We start from the raw sequence: 20,108 nt of genomic DNA, 5'->3' as shown, positions 1-20,108 counted from the left end.
TCAAATGATTCTAATAGCATTCCAAGAGCTCTCTTCCAATTCTTTTACTAATTCTTTTGAGTATTCTAATTGTCCTGTCGCCATTACTTTTATTAATTTTTCAAGTGGTTGATATACAATAATAATTAAAGCAATTATAGGCAATGGACGAAGAAAACCTTTTTCGATTCCATCTTCAATAATATTCATAAAGAAGCCTATAAAATCGTCAAATATTTTCTTACTCTGTTCATCAAGAAAATAACTATCACAGTGCGAATTTGTAAAAAGAAAAGCATCCACGTTGTTTCTCGCAAATTCAAATAAACGGTTATACGTATGACTAAACTGTTCTCGAATATTTGCTTCAACAGGAAAATCAGTCTTTATTGTTTCAGATAGCTGTAGCATACTTTTTGAAAATAATGAGTTAACGAGTGCCTCTTTATTTTCAAAATAACGATAAATAGTACCTGCGCCGACTTTTGCTTTTTCAGCGATCATCGGAATTGTCGTACCATCGTAACCACGCTCTGCGAATAATTGTATAGCCGCTTCAAAAATGTCTTCTTGTTTATTTTTAGCCATTTTTTCACCTCAATTTCCAGGAATGAAAATTCATTCCGTTTTTAATTATAAATTACATGGATTAAAAGTCAAGTGTGTAAATAAGCTATTGAAACATTTATCAAATAACACACTCAATTAAGATATTAATACATTTTTTGCGTTATCCCATCAAAAAATTTCTTTGTATCATCATGACTTAAAACCCTCAATACATCTTGTATCTTAAAAAATTGAACTTGACTTATTTCATTATCTTTTGGATGTAAATCTGTTCTATCACCTATATATTCTACATAAAACATAGTTGTTTCTTGTTTTTCAAATCCAGTTTTCACTTTTAATTCTTCAGGAAACTCAAAGCAAATTTTATCTTCAAATTGTTTTATAACTTTAAACTTTGTAGATCCAGTTTCTTCTTCCAGCTCTCTCAAAATAGCACTCTCTAAATCATTATCTGTATGTTTCACTCCACCTTTAGGAAAATCCCATTCCCCCTTTGACATAGCATATTCTCCATCTATGTCGCTAATTTTCACCTTATGTACCAATAAAAATTCACTGTGTTGGAATACGACCGCACCTACAGCTTGCCTAATCATTCTATTTTCCCTCCTAAAATAATGATTTCACTCTATTTATAGAAAAGTACTATAATATAAAGGCTATCATTATAGTACTTTGTTACTCATACATAGCACATGACATTAATTAAAAGAAATCATAAATAAATGCTTCACGCATCGGTACTACATTCTCAAATGTTCGTATCTCCTCTTCACCTCCGCTAATTAATTCTAGCTCATTTAGTTCTAATGGGCGCTTGTAACCAAACATTATTGTAGATAGCGCATTTATATCCAGGCTAATTCCTTTATTCAATGTCCCACCTTTTATAATTGTTACTTCATGATTTACAAGTTTCACAGTTACGTTATTCCACGGAGCAAATGAATCTGTAATATGTAATATTACTTCTTGCTCTTCGTTGTTCCAGTTCCATTCATATTGTTTGAAAAACTGTTCTACATCTACAATTCTTCCCATGAAATATGGAGTTACTTCTGCTTTTACTCGTGGTTCTTGCAATGTATATAACAACGGTTCTTTCTCACTTAATATCATTTCAACTTCTTTAATCATAGAATCATGCTGGCAAATAAAGTTCCATAGGCCATTTCTCGCTTCATTATGTAATGGAACAAATTCTTCTACTGTCATTTTATAATTTTCTATTTTATATAACACGTAACCAGCTACCGTTTTATTTTCATCATAGTAAATCGCTAATGTTAAATCATGATAGACCGCTTGTAACCACCATTTTTCACTGCGAACTAGCATACCTGAAAAGCGTTCCGCAAATGTTTCATAGATCTTCTCTACTTCTTCTGGATGGTTTTCTTTATTGAAACGTTTCACAGTACCATTCACTTGTTTTTTCATAACTAAATCGCTCTTTGTCATATGACATATAAGGCGATTCGCACAAAGTTCCCAGCCGTATTTACGGTAAAATGAAACAGCAAATGGATGTAACATCGATACACTATATCCATCTTTTTTCATCGTTTGAAGGGAATGCTGAAGTAACTCTTTTACATGGCCACTTCTTCTAAACTCTGGATACGTTGCTACCCCTGCTACGCCACCCATTTTAAATTTTTCTTTGCCTATGTAAATATGAAACGGAATGAGATGTAGTTTTGCTGCTAAGTCTTCATCTTCCATAATGCCGTATATTTGATGGCTTTCCTTCATTCGTGTAATTTGTTGCTCTACTCGTTCTTCATTTGCTTTATATTGAAAAGCGTATTCTGATAATGTTAGTGCTTCTCTGAATTTATCTTCTTTTAATTGTATGACGGTCATATTATTCTCCTCCATTCCTCGTTTGAATTGTATCATAATTCTCACTATTATAGTTCGGTAAGTGAAATTACGAGGACGTTTCAACAATAGATATCGATTTAGAAACAATCTAATATAAAGGCTCTTTTCAACTGCTTTCTATTGGCGGCATAAGATATTAAACGCCTTGCGATCTCTTGGGTTTGCGTAGCTAAGAGGTATCATTGAAAGTGATGAAACTTATGACAACGGAAACATTACCGGCATAAAAAAACCAGTTGATTGAGAGCAACTGGTTTAATAAAAGTTTTATATTGGATATTCATTCAACCAAATTAATGCTTGCTCATAATCATCAAAAAATTTTACGGATTCTTTTGTATTGGATTGTTGTAAATAATTCATTATCTCCCCTTTTTCAAGGAGAAACGCAATTGCCTTACTGTGCTTCAAAATGGTTTCATTGAAGAACTTATCTTTCCATGCTTTTTGAACAGAAAAATGATCTGGCGTGTATCCTTTTCTATCCACCAACAATTTGTATTTCCGCCCCTCTGAAATGAATTGCTGACAAACCTGCTCGAAACCATTAAACCATTCATAAACATCATCTATTTTAATCTTGCCAATTAGATGGGTAACAATTAAATCTCCTGAAACTGTTGTGCTGATATTCTGTTTACTCAACTTGGAATCATCTCCCTTGGTTACAATTATGCGTAAAAATCTCATAAAATCAATAAAGATAAAATTCTTACGCAATAAAGAAGCATTATTTACGAAAAGAGCCAACATAAAAAAGCAGATACATTGCATATCTGCTTCTCATCACTTTATTTAGCTAATTTTCGAAGTTCTTCAAAGAATGTAGGATAAGATACACCTACTGCTTCTGCATCTTCAATTGTTGTTTTTCCTTCTGCTAGACAGCCAGCAATCGCGAGCATCATTCCGATGCGGTGATCACCGTAACTATTTACTGTATTGCCTTTTAGAGCTGATTTTCCGTATATGATCATGCCGTCATCAGTTGCTTCTATGCGAGCTCCTAGTTTCGTTAACTCCGCAACGACTGTATCAATACGGTTCGTTTCTTTTACTTTTAATTCGTGTGCATCTTTAATCACTGTAATTCCTTCTGCTTGTGTTGCTGCTAAAGCGATAACTGGAATTTCATCGATTAGTCTTGGAATAATATCTCCACCAATTTCGATTCCTTTTAATGAAGAAGTTTCGATTGTAATGTTCGCAGCTGGTTCTGATGCGCCTTCATGAATCGGTTCTACAGTAAACGTAGCACCCATTTTCTCTAAAACATCAATAATACCTGTACGAGTTGGATTCATCCCTACATTTTTGTAATAGTAGTTTACTATTTGGGATAATTGCACCTGCTACTAAGAAAAATGCTGATGATGATACGTCACCTGGCACTTGAACGTCTGTTGCTGTTAACTTCTGTCCACCTGCAAGTTTCACTGTTTTTCCTTCGCGAGTTACCTTAACTCCAAACGCTTCAAGCATTCTCTCCGTATGGTCGCGGGAAATATACGGTTCTGTAACAGCTGTTACACCTACTGCGCGAAGGCCTGCAAGTAAAATAGCTGACTTTACTTGTGCACTTGCGACAGGCGAAGTGTATTCAATTGCTTTTAAATCTCCGCCACGTATTATTAGCGGCGTAAATGTTCCTTCTTCACGGCCATCAATATTTGCGCCCATTTGTTTTAATGGATTTGTTACACGTTTCATCGGTCTCTTTGCGATAGACGCATCACCTTGTACGCAAGAGAAAAATGGTGTGTTAGCCAAAATTCCTGACATCAATCGGATCGTTGTACCAGAATTACCTACATCTAGTACAGCTTTCGGCTCTTGCAAACCTTCTAATCCTTTTCCAATTACCGTAACTTCGTCTCCATGCTGCGTAATCTCTACTCCCATTTCTTTAAAACAAGAAATCGTACTTAAACAGTCTGCACCAGGTAGGAAACCTTTAATTGTTGTTTTCCCTTCTGCAATTGCGCCGAACATAACAGCGCGGTGTGAAATGGACTTATCACCTGGGATTGTAATTGCGCCATTCAATCCGTTAGTTACAGGTTGTATTGTTGTTTCTTTCACTTTGTCACCCTCTTTTTTAAATTGTTTCATACGTTTGGTATTCTTCTTTTCCAAGCGCCAGCTTTGCTTTCATCCGATCGTCTTCTCTTTGGAAGCTAATACGTAATACCCCAAGCAGTCCTTCTCGCGCTTCTAATATTTGCAAGTTCGTAATACTAATTTCTTCGCGCGCCAAAATACTCGTTATATGAGCCAATGCACCTACTTTATCTAAAACATCGACGTATAAGTCATGATAGGCAGGAATTGCACCTCTCTTTCGTACTGGTAAAGAATCACGGTATTCTTTTGCGTCAGCAAAATAATTTTGTATTTCACCTGCATCTCCTTTAGAAACCGTCTTATATAAATCTTCCATTTCAGAAATCCATTCTTCTAATAGCTCCAATAAATGCTCACGGTTTTGTTTTACAATATCACTCCACATTTTCGGACTACTTGAAGCGATACGTGTAATGTCTTTAAATCCGCCTGCCGCAAGTTGATGTATAAGCGGGTTATCCCCTGCATGTTTCTCAACTTGTTTTACTAATCCTGCCGCTATAAGATGCGGGAAATGACTAACAATTCCTGTTACATAATCGTGTTCTTCTGTATTTAAGACGAGAAAATGTGATCCTGTTCCTTTTAACCAACCTTTTAGTTCTTCCACTTGTCCATTTGGCACATGGTTCATTGGTGTTAAAATGTAAAATGCATTTTCAAATAAATGTGCTTTTGCACTTTCAACTCCAGTTTTATGAGAACCTGCCATTGGATGTCCACCAATAAAAGAAACTTCCTTTGAAAATAAAGCTTCAGCTTCGTTCATAATCGTTCCTTTTGTACTACCAACATCGGTCACTATAACATCTTTTCGTAAACGAAATGACGCTAATTTGTGTAATAACTTCTTCGTTTCTTCAACTGGAGAAGCAAAAATAATTAAATGTGCCTCTTCACATGCACGCTGTAAATCTACTGCTACTTCATCTACTACATGTAATTCTTTCGCACGCTCTACTTGCTCTTTAAATATGTCATATCCGGCAATCGTTACTTCGTGTTCTTTTTTTATTGCTAATGCAAGTGAGCCTCCTATTAATCCTGTTCCAATTAATACTACCTTTTTTACACATTTTCCTCATCTCGAGACTTACTGTTCTTATTTTCAAAGTGTTGTTTTAACACTGAAATCACTCCTTCATTTTGCTCCCTTGTGCCGACTGTAATACGGACACCATTCGGGAACGGACGAATAATAAACCCTGCGTGTGCACAAGCTTCATAAATCTCTCCACCATTATCTACTGGTAAGAAGATGAAGTTTGTTTGCGACGGATAAAATGGAATTTCATTTTCCTTACAAAAACTTTCGTATTGTTGTAATCCCTCTGTATTAACACGTACAATTTCTTCAATAAATGCTTCATCGTTAAAAGCAATCGTCGCTGCTTTTTGCGCTAATGAAGATACGTTAAATGGCAAACGTACGACATTTAAATTCTCGATTAACTCTTCGTGTCCAATCGCATAACCAACGCGGAAAGAAGCTAATCCATACGCTTTAGAAAACGTTCTAAGTACAAGAATGTTGTTATGTTTTTCTAGAAGCGGTAATGTCTCAGGGAAATCTTTTGCTGTTACGTATTCATAGTACGCTTCATCAATGACAATTAACGTATTTTCACTAATGCTTTCAATGAATTGAGTCAATTTTTGCTCATTCACATATGTGCCTGTCGGGTTGTTTGGATTACAAATCCAAACGATTTTTGTATTGTTATCAACTGCTGATGAAATTCTGTCTAAGTCGTATACACCGTTATTTAAAGCAACTTCTTTCACCTCACAGCCTTCAATAATTGCATGATGACGGTACTGCGGGAATGTTGCGCCAGCCGTTACAATATTATCTCCAGCTCGTAATACGGCGCGACTTATTATTTGAATGACCTCATCTAAACCACTACCGCAAAGTATTTGTTCCATTTGAACATTTAATTTCTCTGCGATTGTTTGACGAAGCTTTGTAGCACCTCCGTCAGGATATAAAGCATGTTCCAACCATGATTTTTGCAATTCTTCTAAAACACATGGGGAGCATCCGAATGGATTTTCATTCGATGCTAATTTCACAAATGAATGATCTCCATACACTTCTTTCATTTGTTCAGGTGATTTACCTGGTTTATATGGTTGTAATGATGATAGTTGATCTTTTACTCGCATGTTAAATCCACCTTTTCATTAAAATTCTTTTGCGTATTTGTTATGTTGCGTAATGTTTTGCTTTAATAATTCCATACGGTCTTTTCCGAATTGTTCGACTAGCGCATCTGCAAGTTCCCATGCTACAACAGATTCAGCTACAACACCGGCTGCTGGTACTGCACAACTATCAGATCTTTCTATACTCGCTTGGAATGCTTCTTTCGTATCAATATCAACACTTGCTAACGGTTTATATAATGTAGGAATTGGCTTCATTACGCCTCTTACAACAATTGGCATACCTGTTGTCATACCGCCTTCTAAACCGCCAGCATTGTTTGTTTTTCTTGTGTAGCCTTTTTCTTCATCCCACATAATTTCATCGTGCACTTTACTTCCCGGCTGTCTTGCCGCTTCAAAACCAATTCCGATCTCAGCACCTTTAAACGCATTCACGCTCATAATAGCACCGGCAAGTTTTGCATCTAATTTGCGGTCGTAATGAACGTAACTACCTACTCCAATTGGCATTCCTTCTGCAATGACCTCAACAATACCACCGATTGAATCGCCGCTGCTTTTCGCATCATCAATCGCATCCATCATTTCTTGTTCTACTTCTTTATCTAAACATCGAACTGGTGAATTTTCAGTAATCGTTTGAATTTCTTCTATCGGTAAGTGAGTAATATGCTTCGCTTTTACCCCGCCAATTTCAAGAACATGTCCTGCGATTTCTACACCTAATTCTTTCAAAATTTGTTTCGCAACTGCACCAGCTGCAACTCTAACTGTCGTTTCTCTTGCAGAAGAGCGCTCTAATACGTTTCTTATATCACGATGGCCGTATTTAATTGCCCCGTTTAAATCCGCATGTCCTGGACGTGGCTTTGTAATCGTACGCTTCATTTCTTTACTTTCTTGCTCCGAGATTGGGTCTGCACCCATTACTTTCGTCCAATGTTTGAAATCATCATTTTTTACGATTAACGTAATCGGCGAGCCAAGTGTCATTCCATGACGTACACCACTTACAATTTCAACTGTATCTGTTTCAATTTGCATGCGTCTTCCGCGTCCATGCCCTTTTTGTCTTCTTAATAACTCTTTATTAATATGTTCCGCTGTTAGTGTTAAACCTGCTGGTACACCTTCTAAAATAACTGTTAACTGCGGCCCATGTGATTCTCCAGCTGTAATGTATCTCATTTCTCTTGCCCCTTTACTATTTTTTTGTACAAAAAAGTCCCTACTGAGCGCTCAGTAGGGACGATGTTTATCGCGGTACCACCCTAGTTGTAGACAACTTTCGTCTACCTCTCTTCTTCTTTAACGATCGTTTGACCGTCTTTCCCTCCAAAAGTTGGCGGAAAAGATACTCCAAGGCTGTAATTCATGCTTACCTTTGTGCTGATTCACACCGACCATCAGCTCTCTTTAACAGTGAGATAAGCACTACTGTTTCCTCTTCAGCGCATATATGATATGGAATTAAGATAATTTATTTTTGAAACCTTTTAACTCATCCATGAATCTATGGAATTCTGGAATATCCATTTGTTGCGCAGAATCTGATAACGCAACTGCTGGGTCTGGATGTACTTCTGCCATTACTGCATCTGCTCCAATTGCAAGTGCCGCTTTCGCTGTTGGTAATAATAGATCTCTACGTCCAGTTGAATGCGTCACGTCAACGATAACTGGTAAATGTGTTTCTTTCTTTAAAATCGGTACTGCTGATATATCTAATGTGTTACGTGTCGCTCTTTCGTATGTGCGAATACCGCGCTCACATAAAATAATTTGGTCGTTACCTTGCGCAATAATGTATTCCGCTGCATTGATGAACTCATCAATTGTTGCTGCTAAACCACGTTTTAATAATACTGGCTTGTTAACTTTACCTACAGCTCGTAGTAAATCGAAGTTTTGCATGTTACGCGCGCCAACTTGAATTACATCAACGTAGTCTAGCGCCATTTCAACATCGTTCGGATTTAAAATTTCACTAATAATCGCTAAGTCGAACTCATCTGCTACTTGGCGTAAAATTTGTAATCCTTCTACTCCTAAACCTTGGAAATCGTATGGAGATGTTCTCGGTTTGAAAGCACCACCACGCATTAATTTTAAACCTTGGTCTTTCATTGCTTGCCCTACTTGGCGAACTTGCTCTAAACTTTCTACCGCGCAAGGTCCCATAATGAACGTTTGTGTTCCGTTTCCAATCAATTCGCCTTTCACATTAACGATTGTATTTTCTTTTTTCTTTTTACGTGATACTAGTAACGCTTTACGGTTATCATCTTCTTGTAATTCTAAGCTTGCTTTGAAAATCGTTTTGAAAATATGTTGAACCGTTGACGTTTCGAATGGTCCTTCGTTATGCTCTGCGATCATATCAAGCACTTCACGCTCACGTACTGGGTCAAAACGTTTCGTACCTTGTACTTGTTTTTGCTCCCCAATTTTTTGAACGATTTCACCGCGTTTGTTTAAAAGGTGTAATAGTTGTAAGTTAATTTCATCTACCTGTTTACGTAATTGATCTAATTCATGATTTGCCATTTGAAAATCCTCCTCTAATGTTTTAAAAGTATAGTAAGAGAATGAAAAATTCTCTATTTTCAGAACTGGTTAATTATACAAATTTAAAGTGGAATCGATACCTCTTCTTATTTTAAACTAATAATTACCATAAAGACACTAACTACTAGTTAATAAGCCACTTTTTTTGTACAAAAAAGCCCTACTGATTCAATCAGTAGGGACGATATTTATCGCGGTACCACCCTAGTTGTAGACTTATTTCGTCTACCTCTCTTCATTGTTAACGATCATCTGACCGTCTTTCCCTTCATAAAGACAATACTATCTTTACTACGAAAAAGATGCTCCAGGACTGTAATTCGCTCTTGTTTTTGTACTGGTTCGCACCAACCACCAGCTCTCTGTTACAGGGAAACAACAACTACTGCTTTTCCTTTCAACACATGTTTATTATATTTTCAAGTTGGACCGTCAAAATACAAAAAGTCCCTACTGAATAAATCAGTAGGGACGATATTTATCGCGGTACCACCCTAGTTGCAGACTAAATTTCCGTCTACCTCTCTTCACTGTTAACGATCAATTGACCGCTCTTTCTTCATAAAGACAATCGTATCTTTACTACGAAAAAGATGCTCCAAGACTGTAATTCATGATTATCCCTGTACTGGTTCACACCAACCACCAGCTCTCTGTTACAGTAAGACTAACCACTACTGTGATCTCTTCATTGCACTTTGTTTATTCAAATGTTTTTGAAATTGAATAAGTATGATTCGTATTATAGAACGCTTTTTAAAACACTGTCAACAACTTTTTATTTATTTTTTTAAAATTCCGCTTTCACCCTAGAATTCTTCTTGCAAATTCTCCATTACTATTCCGATACGAATCATCTCATTTTCAATTAATTTTAATACGTGTTTTTCTACTCCATACTCAATTAATTGTTCTTTTATTTGTATGATTTCCTTCTCAAGTAAATCAGCTTCTTGACGTGTTTGAAGTAAAATAAAAAAGACATTTGCATAAAGCCCTTTATATTCTTTCATGCTATTCTTCTTTTCAAGCATCTCAGTAAATAACTGTTTCATTTCCTCTTGATTGCATTGCCCTTCTACACCTAGAAATTTACTTGATATAATACAAAGTCCTTTTTCTAAAATCTCATCCATACATAATACAATACGTAAAAGCATCATATATTCTCTCGTAGTTATTACACCCATTTTCGGACGTTCTCTTAAAAATACACTTAGCCATGCTGTCCAAAATTTTTGTTGTTCTTTTCCGCTTAACGTTTTTACGTAGTAGCACACATACTGCATAAATTTAATTTTATTATTCTCGTTTACTTGCATTAAGAGTGGGTATAACCAATCTGTTTTTTGCTCCCAATACAGTACACATTTAATAAATACAAAGCTAAGCCATTTTAAAAACGCTTCTCTCGTATACGGATGTAGCACCTCTAAATGTTCTACCGCATATTTAATATATCTCTTCATTTCTGTAAATAAAGGTAAATTAATTTGCGTATAACATAATCCCGCCCACGCATACTTGGTCAGCTCATTTTCTTTCTTTAAATCTAAGTAAGGTAATACATATTTTCGGCACCATTGCTTCTCAATATGGTATAAAAACGTAATATCTGCTGTTAAACGAGCCAACATAAAGTTCGTTCTTTCCGAAGTAACCCTTACCTGTTCCTCAAATAAAAATAAATATTCATACACATTGCGATCATATAAGTGATCGTACGCTAACAGTTTTAGCAGTACAGCTGTCATTTTCCCAACAGGATGCTGTATAGACTCATTGTAAAACTCTTGTTTTCCAATTTTAAAATCCGTTTCCCCTCTCATAACTTGTGGAAATACTGAAAAAGCAAAGCGTTTTACAACCCGTATACTATTCTCTTCTAGTTCTTCTAATCGATTGCTAATTTCATATAGAAAACTACTAATTAACCAATGAAAAGTAGTATTTCTAACAAACTTCTGCAATAACGGAATAATCCTTTGAATTTGCTCACTCGTTATATTCCTATTATTTCTCCACTCTCTAATACAAACAAACCAAACTTCATTACTAATTTCATGTACGCCTACTAGTTGATAAGCAAACGAAATACTCCACTCTACATTCAATTTACATGCTTTTGATAACATTTCTAAAAAATGGCGTTGCTCAAAAACACCATCTTGAGAAAACTGCAGAACTTGCTTCATTATTTCATCGTCTTTCAGCTGCAGTAATCCGTCAGCTGTTACATTACAAGTAATGCTTTGTTCAATAGATTCTTTCTTCGGAACACTGTATCGATCAGAAGAAAAATGAGGGTGCTTCTGTTTCATTAATTCATATCCTTCTATCGTGCATCGACTATTCGAATCACATGCAAATAATGTATCTAGAACGAGGCAAGCATCAAACGCCCTCTCTTCTGCAAGATGTTCTAATACAGTTTGAATAATTTCCTCTTTTGTTTCTTCTAAAGCATCTGCATAATAATTCTTTAAAAGTTGAAACACTTCATGTTTATATGTGACATCTAGCAGAAGGCCTTCATGTAGTAACCACTTCAATTTGACATCCGCAGTAACGAACACATTTTTATTCATCGCTTCAATCGCAATTCGTTTTTGAAGTACACTATCTGTTTCTATCATTTCTGTAATATAATAATCCGCTTTTTTCTCATTGTTTTCACATAAATATGTAAGACACTCTTTTACAATTTGAATTAAAAACGTAAAATCATTTTGCTGTAACTCTTGCTCTGAAATTTCTCTATCTCTTTTTTTTAGTACACTTTGTCTTAATGACAATAGTTGTATCTTTTCTAATCCCATTACCATAATAGGAGCAGCATAGTATGAGATATGTGGTCTCATTTTCTCTTTCCAAATTCGCTCTACATGAGAAAAAATAGGCACTGGTAAACGACTCGATTCCTCAAGTTCTATCGACTCTTGCATATCATTTCCCCATCTTCTTACACGTTTCAATTTAAGTTTCCCGTCTAAAATAAACGTTAACAACAACAAGCCAATTTCTTTATGTTCAGGGAAAGAACATTTTTGCAATAAGTATGAAATCATTTCAATTGAGCTACTATCTTTCTCTGCTGTTTCTAATAAAAGCAATGTCCATCTTGCAAACAACAAAGGATCCATCGTTTCCTTCGTTTCGTTCAAATAAGTACAAATTGTTCGCCACAATAACGGGGATATTTTAGAATGATTTTTAAAAATCAATTGAAATAGTTCTTTTTGATGAGTAAAAAGGAATTGCTCCACTAACCATTCCGCAAGTAATTCATCAACTTCATCATAATTTGCTGTAAGCAGAAATAAATTTCTTAGTTTTCCCTCTGCTTCAAGCCATTCCACCCATTCGTAATCACGAGCAAATTCAACAAAGTACCGAACTGTTTCTATTTTTTTTATTGATTGTTTTATATAGGATAATTGCTCCTGCTCTACTGATGGAGGAACAGTTACAATATCACGAATACGCATTCTTTTCGTAATATAATTATCACCCATTAATTCCGCCCATCGTTTCACCGCTTTCACAAGTGACTGGTGATTATTTGCTTTATTCGGATACACAATAGGTCTTATCCCTAAATGTTCCCAATGGTATGTATTATCACCTTGTGCGACGAAAGCATAACGCCTTGTACTCGGTGGTAAACCTGTTGCTAAATATTTCATTACTGGGTCATTATGACTATACCCAACGAATAAAACGGTGTAATTCGAAAATAAATCCACTAGAAATCGTCTCGCCCATCCTTCCGTTAAGTAAGCCCTTCCAAAATCACCATCTGTTAAAATTAAAGCTTCTTTCTCCTGCTCTATATTCCCATGTATGTAAGCTAAGCCTTTAAACGCTCTCCCTGTCGGTAATGCAGGTGCATAATAAATATTTAGCTCTCTATTCATTTCCTTAATTGCATACGTAAAATGTTGATCAAAGTTTGTCGTTACAATGCGAACATCCGTATCTAACGGGAACAACCTTGGAATGGCATAATGTAATGGATTCGGTTTTGATTTTTCTATATTAACGAGATCTCTTGCAACTTGGTGTACATCTTTCGTCTTCGCAATTTTACCAAGATAATAATCGTGTGGTTCTGTCATCTCACGTTTTTCGACATATAAAGCTTTCGAAATTTCATCAACTAAATCATCGAAATTCGGTAAGTTTGATTTCCCTTTCATAGAAACTCCCGCTCCAACGAATAGTACTAACTTCCCTTGTTCAAGATGATCAATTAACTCATCTGGAATTTCTACTTCTGAAGTAATCCACATTCCGGATTCCCCCTTACCTAAAAATGTCATCTACTCTCATTTTACTATAACATTTTTTTGTTATTTTTATAATATTTAGATAAAATTTCAAACATGAAAAAGTTTTATCTAAATAAATCCATAACAATGTATGAACTCCTGAATTTATTGCAAAACTATGTATAAATCGGAGGTGTAAATATTGAATGATTTTACTGTAATAGTAATCAAATTTATATCATGTATTATCGCTTTTAGTATTGGACTCGCTTTATTTTTCCCCGCTACGTTCGTCCAAATTATTTCTTTTAGTCTATTTGTTACAATCGTTTCTTATATGTTTGTTGATAAAATCATTTTAAATCGAATTGGCGATTCTGCTGCCATTATGACGGATTTCTTACTTACGTATTTAAGCGTTTGGATTTTCGGAAATATTTTATTAGACAACTACATGCAAATCGCATGGGGCAGTATCCTTTCTGCCATCGTCTTTACATTATCAGAAGTAATCGTCCATCGTTTTTCTCATTCACGTACTCGTCATAACAACGATAATATTCGTATTTATCGCCGATTTGCGTATGGTACGGAGTTTGCTGAAGAACAGAATGTGTTGGATAAAGATAAGAAAAAGTAACGTTTTGATGAAGGAGCTCCCTTTTGGATAAGGTGGTGCTCCTTTTTTACATTATCATTACGGTGAATGAAATTATATTTGCGATTTTTAAGATTTATCGACAAAAATAAAAAGAAGCTGTTCCAAATTCCCATTTAGAATAGCTTCTCCTTCAACACTTACTTACGCTTCTACTTTTAAATCTTTTAACGCAATAACATCCGCAAATGCTCCCAACACTGCGTTATGATGCTTCACAATGTCTTCAGCACGTAATACATCTGTATCGAACGTGCTATGGGCATCACTTACTAACGTTACTTTATATCCTTCACTAAATGCTCTGCGTATTGTCGTATCCACACAATACTCTGTTTGCATTCCTGAAATAATAACGTGTTCAATTCCTTTTTCTTGTAACACTTCGTTTAAGTTTGTCTTATGGAATGAATCTGGCGTCGCCTTTTCAACGATACTGTCCCCTTCTTGCGGAGCGATCGCCGCATGTACTTTCCAGCCATCTGTACCTTTTTCTAACGGATGATCTTTTGGTCCGTTATGTTGGACATAAATAACCGTAATACCATTCGAACGACATTCCCCAATAAGTTCTTGCAAAGTTTCTAAAAACTTTTCCCCATTATGTACTGGCATTCCCGCTGTATACATACCTGCTTGCACATCAATTACTAATAATGCTTTTTTCATTTCGCGCAGCTCCCTTTGTTTGTATAAGCCGTTGCATATTCATCATAATACAACACTTCAACTACATTAGACCAATTCAAGACTGATCCGATAAAATCCTTTATATCTAATCCAGGCATTTCATATACTTCATCATCATTAGCCGTTCCTGTCGCATCTTCAATGAGTGTAACTTTATATCCTTTTTCGAAAGCAGCGATACTTGTAAATAAACAACAAAATTCCGTATTAAATCCAACAATAATAACATGTTCAACTTTATGTTTAGTTAATATCTCTTCAATACCCGTATCTTTAAACGCACTCGGCGTCGTCTTCTCAACTATATAGTCAGCAAACCCCGCATATTCTTCCACTAATTCACTTCCTGTTGATTCATAATACAGGGTACTTTCTGGATTATTATCTCGGTGTTTTAGGAAAATAATAGGTTCATTTTCAGTTTTAAATTGTTTTAAAATATTTGTGATTAACTTTTTTTCAACAGAAAAATCTTTACACTCTAGTATCCCCTTCTGCATATCTAATACAAGTAGCGCCTTCATTTTTATCACCTATCCCCTATAGTTTTATATTCCACCATCCAACAATCTTCTAGTATCCCCTCATGCAGTTCATGTTTCTCTAATACTTTCACTTTTTTAAACCCGCTTTTTTCATAACACTTTATCGCACGTTTATTATTTACTTTCGGATCCATTGCGATTGCTTCTGCTCTCATTTCACCCATAATGTATGTAATCGCTGCCTGAACGAGTTTTGTTCCGATTCCTTTTCCCCAATAGGCTGGTTCACCGATAAATTGGTCCATTCCCCATACATTTTGTGATTCTTTATATCCGTATAACGCTTTCCACTCAGAATCAACTGGGTACATTTGTATGTAACCAATCGGAACGGCATCAAATTCTATTAAACATCTTTTTTCATTACTATTTGGATTATGTATAAAATGATCAAGCACCTTTTCTACAGATTGTGGACTATCTCGTCCTTCATAATACTGCAGGACTTCTGGGTCCGTTAACCATTTAGAAATAATAGGTGCATCATCTCCAATTACGTATCTAATCAATAAATCTTCTTTTTGAAAAAGCATGTTACACCTCTATTATTCATTTATATTCTTTCTTGATGTTACATCTTTAATTGCATATGGTAGTAATGTGATCGCAAAAAATGCTGTAAATACGTTAAATTGCGGGATTGTATAAAGCGTGAACCATTTTGTGGAAAATTGAGAATCTAATATTCTATTAAAGAACTCTCCGCCTGGTCTAAAATTTGGCGCCCACGCAGTTACTTCACACAAAATAAATAGTAACTGAACAATGAAAAATGCTCCTAGATAGCGAAACCATGTCCGTTTCCATATAGGTTGTACTTTTATTAATGTATCTCCCACTTGCTTCATCTTATTTTTCATCACATTGATTATACACTTTATTTTGTATATTTGTAAAAAAATCCTAATCGGAATTTAAACAAATACAATTGCAAACTACTTCTATTTGTTTAATTTGTACTGTCAAACTTAAAACAAATGCTCTAAACTATTACTTATCCAACTAAGAGATTGTCTTACTTAAAGTATTAAAAAAACTAAAACAAGTTGGAGATGAGAATTTGAAATCGACATTAATCATTCTTAGAGGAAACTCCGCAAGTGGCAAAACAACAATTGCAAAGGAACTGCAAGAACATTTCGGACACGGCACACTTCTAGTCTCTCAAGACGTAGTGCGTAGAGATATGCTAAGAGTCCACGACACAATGGATAACTTATCTCATGATCTACTATTTGAAATTACGAAGTATGGAAAAGGAAAATGTGAAATTGTTATTTTAGAAGGTATTTTGAACAGCCGTAGATACGGTGCTATGCTGAAAGAATTAATACATTATTTTGAAGGAAACACTTATACATATTATTTTGACCTATCACTTGAAGAAACGATTAGACGGCATAATACAAGAGAAAAGCGGCATGAATTTGGTGAGGATGCATTACGGAAATGGTATAATCCGCACGATACAATTGAAGTGAATAAAGAAACTGTTTTTACAGATGATTTCACGCAAAAAGATATATTTCATACGATACTTAATGATCTAACTATTCCGCATTAAATTCAGCATATTGAGCGTACTTGTTCTCGGACTTATTTCCAATCAATCCATGAAACAATATAATTTGCAAATTATTATCTTAATCTTTCATTAAATTTATATTTTTTATGATTTGTAATTGTCATAAATAGAAACTGCCAATGTACAAAATAGTACTCAAATAAATAACACAAAAAGGGCATATTCCTTTTGGAATCGCCCTTTCCCCCTGAAAATATGAAAATTAACTATTATATTCCTGATTTCCAAGCGATGATGATAAATGTAGTCCAGAATATAGTTCCTAATATAATTGCTATATTTAATAGTATTAAAAACTTAAGTGATGCTGTATATTGCTTTGTTCCACGATATAGAAGTAGCAAAGTTATCAATGATATTGTTGTAAATAAATACGCCATTACTACCCCTATCCAATACCATATCATTGTGTTGGAACCCCAATAAGCCATAAACTGAAACAATATACTAAAAATCATTCCTAAAATTGCAAAAAATAAGGAAATAACTATAGATTTCATGATGTTGTTACCTCCTTTTAAAAATTTTAATAGAATTAAAATGTTTTTACTAGGCTTGGTCTATAGTTATTAGCAAAACTGTCTAATAAACCATAAGGTCCGATAATAGTTGTAGAAGTAGGAACCATAAATGGAAGGTTACCCGAGCCATAATAATATGCTTGATATACAATTTTTGAACAATATGTTGGATCAGTACCTTTTGTATTCAAAGTCACTCCATAACTAGGAAATCTGTCTTGAGTTGCACTACCACTAGAAGAATAATATGTTCTATCTGCCCAAGAAGCGGCATTACCAGCTACATAATTATAAGAAGAAGAAACTCGATACACCCATACAGTACCCTTTCCAGTATATTCATCTAACCATTGTTGTACAGTTCTTTGTCTTGTAGTATTTAATACTCCTCGATTTGTATTAATAGCATACCCTGGAGCATCTAAAATATAATTGTCTCCATTGGCTATAGCTGCATGACCAGCAATACCATAAAAGGACGTACCATTAGTAATAAGTATGTCACCTCTTTTAATATTGAATCCTTGATAGTAGGCTCCTTGCCATCCTGAATCTTTTGCAGGTACTTCTTTAACCTTATCGTTTTTTATTTTCTCAAATGCTTTTTCATTATCAGTAACAATTTTCTCTCATTGCTCATAAGTTATGCTTTTATCTATTGCTCCAGCTTTTATCCCTTCATTGTACTTTTGTTTTAAGTCTCCATTGGCTATATTCTCATTTGCTGAAGCTGATGGTGAATTAATAAAGAATATCATACATATTGATAATACCGTTAAAATGACTGACAAAAGCCTTCTCATCTGTATTCCTCTTTTTATTTTCTGAATTTTCTTACTAATACGATTTTAACATTTTTCAATAAAATAAAGTTGATAAATAATTGATAAACAATCCCCCCCAAAGTAATGATTATAGGAATCTCTTCCTTCAATTACTCTATATCCTTTCAATTAATTGCAATGTTCACCCTATAATTCTGTTGTCATATTCTGTCCTCACTTTTTATAAAAGTGAGGACAGAATATAATAATAATTAACACTTAAAAGCATCGTCTTCCTGAATAGTTTCTATAATAAATTCTTTTAAACTTTGGGCTATTTCTTCCATTTCGTCATCCTCGTGATACCAAATATATACTTCATCATCCATTATTCCGTTATTTATTTTAAAGCACAATTTATCTCCTGAACCATCGTCACCAATTATAATAAGATCTTCAGACATATGCTCATCTCTCAACTCAACATTTTGTCTAACTATATCATCCCAAGTTTTCACTAAATTTCTATTATCTTTAATAGGATATAGTATCCATTCTCCTATTTCGGCGTTATTAACTAATTTAAAAAGATCCCTATATTGTGCTGGAAAAATAGCACCTAACTTTTCTTCGGTTTCTTTTATATGTAATTCAAATACTCCTTGTTTCTTTGTTTCAATATATCCTCTTACTTCTTTCATGAAATACACCTATCCTTTGAACTTAATTACACTATTATGAGTGAAAGTGTTTAGTAAATGATTTGAACCGATTTATAACATTTCATTTTACGTTAACCCGTCGTTGTCAACATACTATTTTTCTCTACTTCTCAATAAATTTCTATTCTACTTCCTCACCTCATTATTAATAGTTTTATTTTATAAACATGATACAAGTTTCATTTTCCTGTTATGTTTTAGTACAGATTTAGTAATAAACCCTTTAAAAATTCTATTTTACTTCCACTCAAAAAATAAAAGCCAGTCTCAATAAAGAGAACTGACTTCTATTTGGATAATTATTATAAAACTTTTACTTTAACAGTTTTTCTTCCCCAATTCATGGCTTTACTTTTGGAGCCCATTAAAACATCAATACGATTACCTTTAATTGCACTTCCAGTATCACCAGCGATAGCTTCTCCATAACCTTCTACCCATACTTTAGATCCTAATGGGATTACTTTCGGATCAACTGCGATAATTCTCATATTCGGATTAGCCGTTAAATCATGCCCCATCGCAGTTAAAACGCGTCCACCATATGTACCATTTTCACTTGGATCAGCAGTATAAGCTGTCGCTACTACCGTTAATTCACGTTTAGCAGACTGTATGTTATTTTTAGACTCTTCTTTTGTTTTTGCTTCTTCCTTAGCTTTTGCTATCTCTCTTGCTTTTTCTTCTTCCTTAGCCTTTGCTGTTTCTCTTGCTTTTTCTTCTTCTTTAGCTTTTGCTATTTCTCTTACTTTCTCTTCTTCTTTAGCCTTTGCTATTTCTTTTGCTTTCTCTTCTTCTTTTGCTTTTGCTATTTCTCTTGCTTTCTCTTCTTCTTTAGCCTTTGCTATTTCTTTTGCTTTCTCTTCTTCTTTTGCTTTTGCTATTTCTTTTGCTTTCTCTTCTTCTTTTGCTTTTGCTATTTCTTTCTCTTCATCTTTCGCTTTTGCTATTTCTCTTGCTTCCTCTTCTTCTTTTGCTTTTGCTATTTCTTTTGCTTTCTCTTCTTCTTTAGCCTTTGCTATTTCTCTTGCTTCCTCTTCTTCTTTTGC

General features: G+C 34.8%; 20 protein-coding genes, 1 pseudogene and 3 other annotated features. Of the genes and pseudogenes, 2 read left to right on the top strand and 19 right to left on the bottom strand.

Annotated elements, in window-relative coordinates:
- From CDB3_RS09700 to CDB3_RS09655, 10 genes and pseudogenes are all read right to left on the bottom strand, one after another.
- Window positions 1-567 (bottom strand): TetR/AcrR family transcriptional regulator, encoded by a 567-nt coding sequence (locus CDB3_RS09700; RefSeq protein WP_128854310.1) that lies wholly within the window; start codon window positions 565-567, stop codon window positions 1-3.
- Window positions 568-692: 125 nt separating this feature from the next.
- Window positions 693-1,148: an NUDIX domain-containing protein gene (locus tag CDB3_RS09695; protein WP_128854309.1), complete on the bottom strand. Its 456-nt coding sequence runs from the start codon at window positions 1,146-1,148 to the stop codon at window positions 693-695.
- Window positions 1,149-1,257: 109 nt separating this feature from the next.
- The gene (locus tag CDB3_RS09690; protein WP_128854308.1) at window positions 1,258-2,418 is read right to left on the bottom strand and encodes a GNAT family N-acetyltransferase; all 1,161 of its coding nucleotides are present in this window, start codon (window positions 2,416-2,418) and stop codon (window positions 1,258-1,260) included.
- Window positions 2,419-2,706: 288 nt separating this feature from the next.
- Window positions 2,707-3,213, bottom strand: a complete 507-nt coding sequence (locus CDB3_RS09685; RefSeq protein WP_128854307.1) for a SpoIIAA family protein — start codon at window positions 3,211-3,213, stop codon at window positions 2,707-2,709.
- 17 nt (window positions 3,214-3,230) lie between these two features.
- A pseudogene (gene aroA, locus CDB3_RS09680) lies at window positions 3,231-4,521 on the bottom strand (3-phosphoshikimate 1-carboxyvinyltransferase).
- Window positions 4,522-4,537: 16 nt separating this feature from the next.
- Window positions 4,538-5,617: a prephenate dehydrogenase gene (gene tyrA / locus CDB3_RS09675; protein ID WP_128854306.1), complete on the bottom strand. Its 1,080-nt coding sequence runs from the start codon at window positions 5,615-5,617 to the stop codon at window positions 4,538-4,540.
- Window positions 5,618-5,631: 14 nt separating this feature from the next.
- Window positions 5,632-6,732 carry a histidinol-phosphate transaminase gene (gene hisC / locus CDB3_RS09670; protein WP_128854305.1) on the bottom strand — a complete coding sequence of 367 codons (1,101 nt, stop codon included), beginning with the start codon at window positions 6,730-6,732 and terminating at the stop codon, window positions 5,632-5,634.
- A gap of 18 nt (window positions 6,733-6,750) precedes the next feature.
- A complete protein-coding gene (aroC, locus tag CDB3_RS09665; RefSeq protein WP_128854304.1) occupies window positions 6,751-7,923 on the bottom strand; it encodes a chorismate synthase in 1,173 nt (390 codons plus the stop codon).
- 53 nt (window positions 7,924-7,976) lie between these two features.
- Window positions 7,977-8,196, bottom strand: a binding site (T-box leader).
- A 9-nt stretch (window positions 8,197-8,205) separates the two neighbouring features.
- Window positions 8,206-9,282: a bifunctional 3-deoxy-7-phosphoheptulonate synthase/chorismate mutase gene (locus CDB3_RS09660; RefSeq protein WP_001273571.1), complete on the bottom strand. Its 1,077-nt coding sequence runs from the start codon at window positions 9,280-9,282 to the stop codon at window positions 8,206-8,208.
- A gap of 195 nt (window positions 9,283-9,477) precedes the next feature.
- Window positions 9,478-9,713: a binding site (T-box leader), on the bottom strand.
- A gap of 54 nt (window positions 9,714-9,767) precedes the next feature.
- Window positions 9,768-10,004, bottom strand: a binding site (T-box leader).
- A 108-nt stretch (window positions 10,005-10,112) separates the two neighbouring features.
- Complete coding sequence (locus tag CDB3_RS09655; protein WP_128854303.1) at window positions 10,113-13,625, bottom strand: DUF4020 domain-containing protein; 3,513 nt, start codon at window positions 13,623-13,625, stop codon at window positions 10,113-10,115.
- Window positions 13,626-13,776: 151 nt separating this feature from the next.
- On the opposite strand from CDB3_RS09655, the gene CDB3_RS09650 reads away from it, so the two are divergent.
- Window positions 13,777-14,214 carry a YndM family protein gene (locus CDB3_RS09650; RefSeq protein ID WP_128854302.1) on the top strand — a complete coding sequence of 146 codons (438 nt, stop codon included), beginning with the start codon at window positions 13,777-13,779 and terminating at the stop codon, window positions 14,212-14,214.
- Between the two features lie 162 nt (window positions 14,215-14,376).
- Here CDB3_RS09650 and CDB3_RS09645 read toward each other — a convergent pair whose 3' ends face one another.
- From CDB3_RS09645 to CDB3_RS09630, 4 genes are read right to left on the bottom strand one after another with little or no spacing between them, the layout of a single operon-like run.
- Window positions 14,377-14,901, bottom strand: coding sequence for a cysteine hydrolase family protein (locus CDB3_RS09645; RefSeq protein WP_128854301.1), 525 nt, complete (start codon window positions 14,899-14,901; stop codon window positions 14,377-14,379).
- The gene (locus tag CDB3_RS09640; RefSeq protein WP_128854300.1) at window positions 14,898-15,446 is read right to left on the bottom strand and encodes an isochorismatase family protein; all 549 of its coding nucleotides are present in this window, start codon (window positions 15,444-15,446) and stop codon (window positions 14,898-14,900) included. The genes CDB3_RS09645 and CDB3_RS09640 overlap by 4 nt, the downstream gene beginning before the upstream one ends.
- A gap of 5 nt (window positions 15,447-15,451) precedes the next feature.
- Entirely contained in the window at window positions 15,452-16,000 is a 549-nt protein-coding gene (locus CDB3_RS09635; RefSeq protein WP_128854299.1) for a GNAT family N-acetyltransferase, read from the bottom strand.
- Window positions 16,001-16,012: 12 nt separating this feature from the next.
- Window positions 16,013-16,306, bottom strand: a complete 294-nt coding sequence (locus CDB3_RS09630; RefSeq protein ID WP_128854318.1) for a YfzA family protein — start codon at window positions 16,304-16,306, stop codon at window positions 16,013-16,015.
- A gap of 221 nt (window positions 16,307-16,527) precedes the next feature.
- Here CDB3_RS09630 and CDB3_RS09625 point away from each other — a divergent pair, with 221 nt between their 5' ends.
- Window positions 16,528-17,031 carry a kinase gene (locus CDB3_RS09625; protein WP_128854298.1) on the top strand — a complete coding sequence of 168 codons (504 nt, stop codon included), beginning with the start codon at window positions 16,528-16,530 and terminating at the stop codon, window positions 17,029-17,031.
- A gap of 230 nt (window positions 17,032-17,261) precedes the next feature.
- On the opposite strand, the gene CDB3_RS09620 is transcribed toward CDB3_RS09625, so the two are convergent.
- The 5 genes from CDB3_RS09620 to CDB3_RS09605 form a co-directional block, all read right to left on the bottom strand.
- Window positions 17,262-17,552: a DUF3902 family protein gene (locus CDB3_RS09620; protein ID WP_128854297.1), complete on the bottom strand. Its 291-nt coding sequence runs from the start codon at window positions 17,550-17,552 to the stop codon at window positions 17,262-17,264.
- A 35-nt stretch (window positions 17,553-17,587) separates the two neighbouring features.
- Window positions 17,588-17,887, bottom strand: a complete 300-nt coding sequence (locus CDB3_RS09615) for a hypothetical protein (protein WP_128854296.1) — start codon at window positions 17,885-17,887, stop codon at window positions 17,588-17,590.
- 315 nt (window positions 17,888-18,202) lie between these two features.
- Window positions 18,203-18,376, bottom strand: a complete 174-nt coding sequence (locus tag CDB3_RS31615; RefSeq protein WP_179139686.1) for a hypothetical protein — start codon at window positions 18,374-18,376, stop codon at window positions 18,203-18,205.
- A gap of 233 nt (window positions 18,377-18,609) precedes the next feature.
- Window positions 18,610-19,038, bottom strand: coding sequence for an SMI1/KNR4 family protein (locus CDB3_RS09610; RefSeq protein WP_128854295.1), 429 nt, complete (start codon window positions 19,036-19,038; stop codon window positions 18,610-18,612).
- Window positions 19,039-19,361: 323 nt separating this feature from the next.
- Window positions 19,362-20,108: 3D domain-containing protein (locus CDB3_RS09605; RefSeq protein ID WP_256869725.1), on the bottom strand; the 747-nt coding region annotated here is incomplete at its 5' end.

The sequence above is a fragment of the Bacillus sp. CDB3 genome, assembly GCF_002081505.1.
In the GTDB taxonomy this organism is placed as follows: Bacteria; Bacillota; Bacilli; order Bacillales; family Bacillaceae_G; genus Bacillus_A; species Bacillus_A cereus_AT.
This window is presented reverse-complemented; position numbering and strand designations above follow the sequence as displayed.

Bases quoted from the DNA above. Each gene is read 5' to 3' on its own strand.
- CDB3_RS09700 (WP_128854310.1), bottom strand. From the start codon at position 567: ATGGCTAAAAATAAACAAGAAGACATTTTTGAAGCGGCTATACAATTA.
- CDB3_RS09695 (WP_128854309.1), bottom strand. From the start codon at position 1,148: ATGATTAGGCAAGCTGTAGGTGCGGTCGTATTCCAACACAGTGAATTT.
- CDB3_RS09690 (WP_128854308.1), bottom strand. From the start codon at position 2,418: ATGACCGTCATACAATTAAAAGAAGATAAATTCAGAGAAGCACTAACA.
- CDB3_RS09685 (WP_128854307.1), bottom strand. From the start codon at position 3,213: ATGCAATGTATCTGCTTTTTTATGTTGGCTCTTTTCGTAAATAATGCT.
- hisC (WP_128854305.1), bottom strand. From the start codon at position 6,732: ATGCGAGTAAAAGATCAACTATCATCATTACAACCATATAAACCAGGT.
- aroC (WP_128854304.1), bottom strand. From the start codon at position 7,923: ATGAGATACATTACAGCTGGAGAATCACATGGGCCGCAGTTAACAGTT.
- CDB3_RS09660 (WP_001273571.1), bottom strand. From the start codon at position 9,282: ATGGCAAATCATGAATTAGATCAATTACGTAAACAGGTAGATGAAATT.
- CDB3_RS09655 (WP_128854303.1), bottom strand. From the start codon at position 13,625: ATGACATTTTTAGGTAAGGGGGAATCCGGAATGTGGATTACTTCAGAA.
- CDB3_RS09645 (WP_128854301.1), bottom strand. From the start codon at position 14,901: ATGAAAAAAGCATTATTAGTAATTGATGTGCAAGCAGGTATGTATACA.
- CDB3_RS09640 (WP_128854300.1), bottom strand. From the start codon at position 15,446: ATGAAGGCGCTACTTGTATTAGATATGCAGAAGGGGATACTAGAGTGT.
- CDB3_RS09635 (WP_128854299.1), bottom strand. From the start codon at position 16,000: ATGCTTTTTCAAAAAGAAGATTTATTGATTAGATACGTAATTGGAGAT.
- CDB3_RS09620 (WP_128854297.1), bottom strand. From the start codon at position 17,552: ATGAAATCTATAGTTATTTCCTTATTTTTTGCAATTTTAGGAATGATT.
- CDB3_RS31615 (WP_179139686.1), bottom strand. From the start codon at position 18,376: ATGAGAAGGCTTTTGTCAGTCATTTTAACGGTATTATCAATATGTATG.
- CDB3_RS09610 (WP_128854295.1), bottom strand. From the start codon at position 19,038: ATGAAAGAAGTAAGAGGATATATTGAAACAAAGAAACAAGGAGTATTT.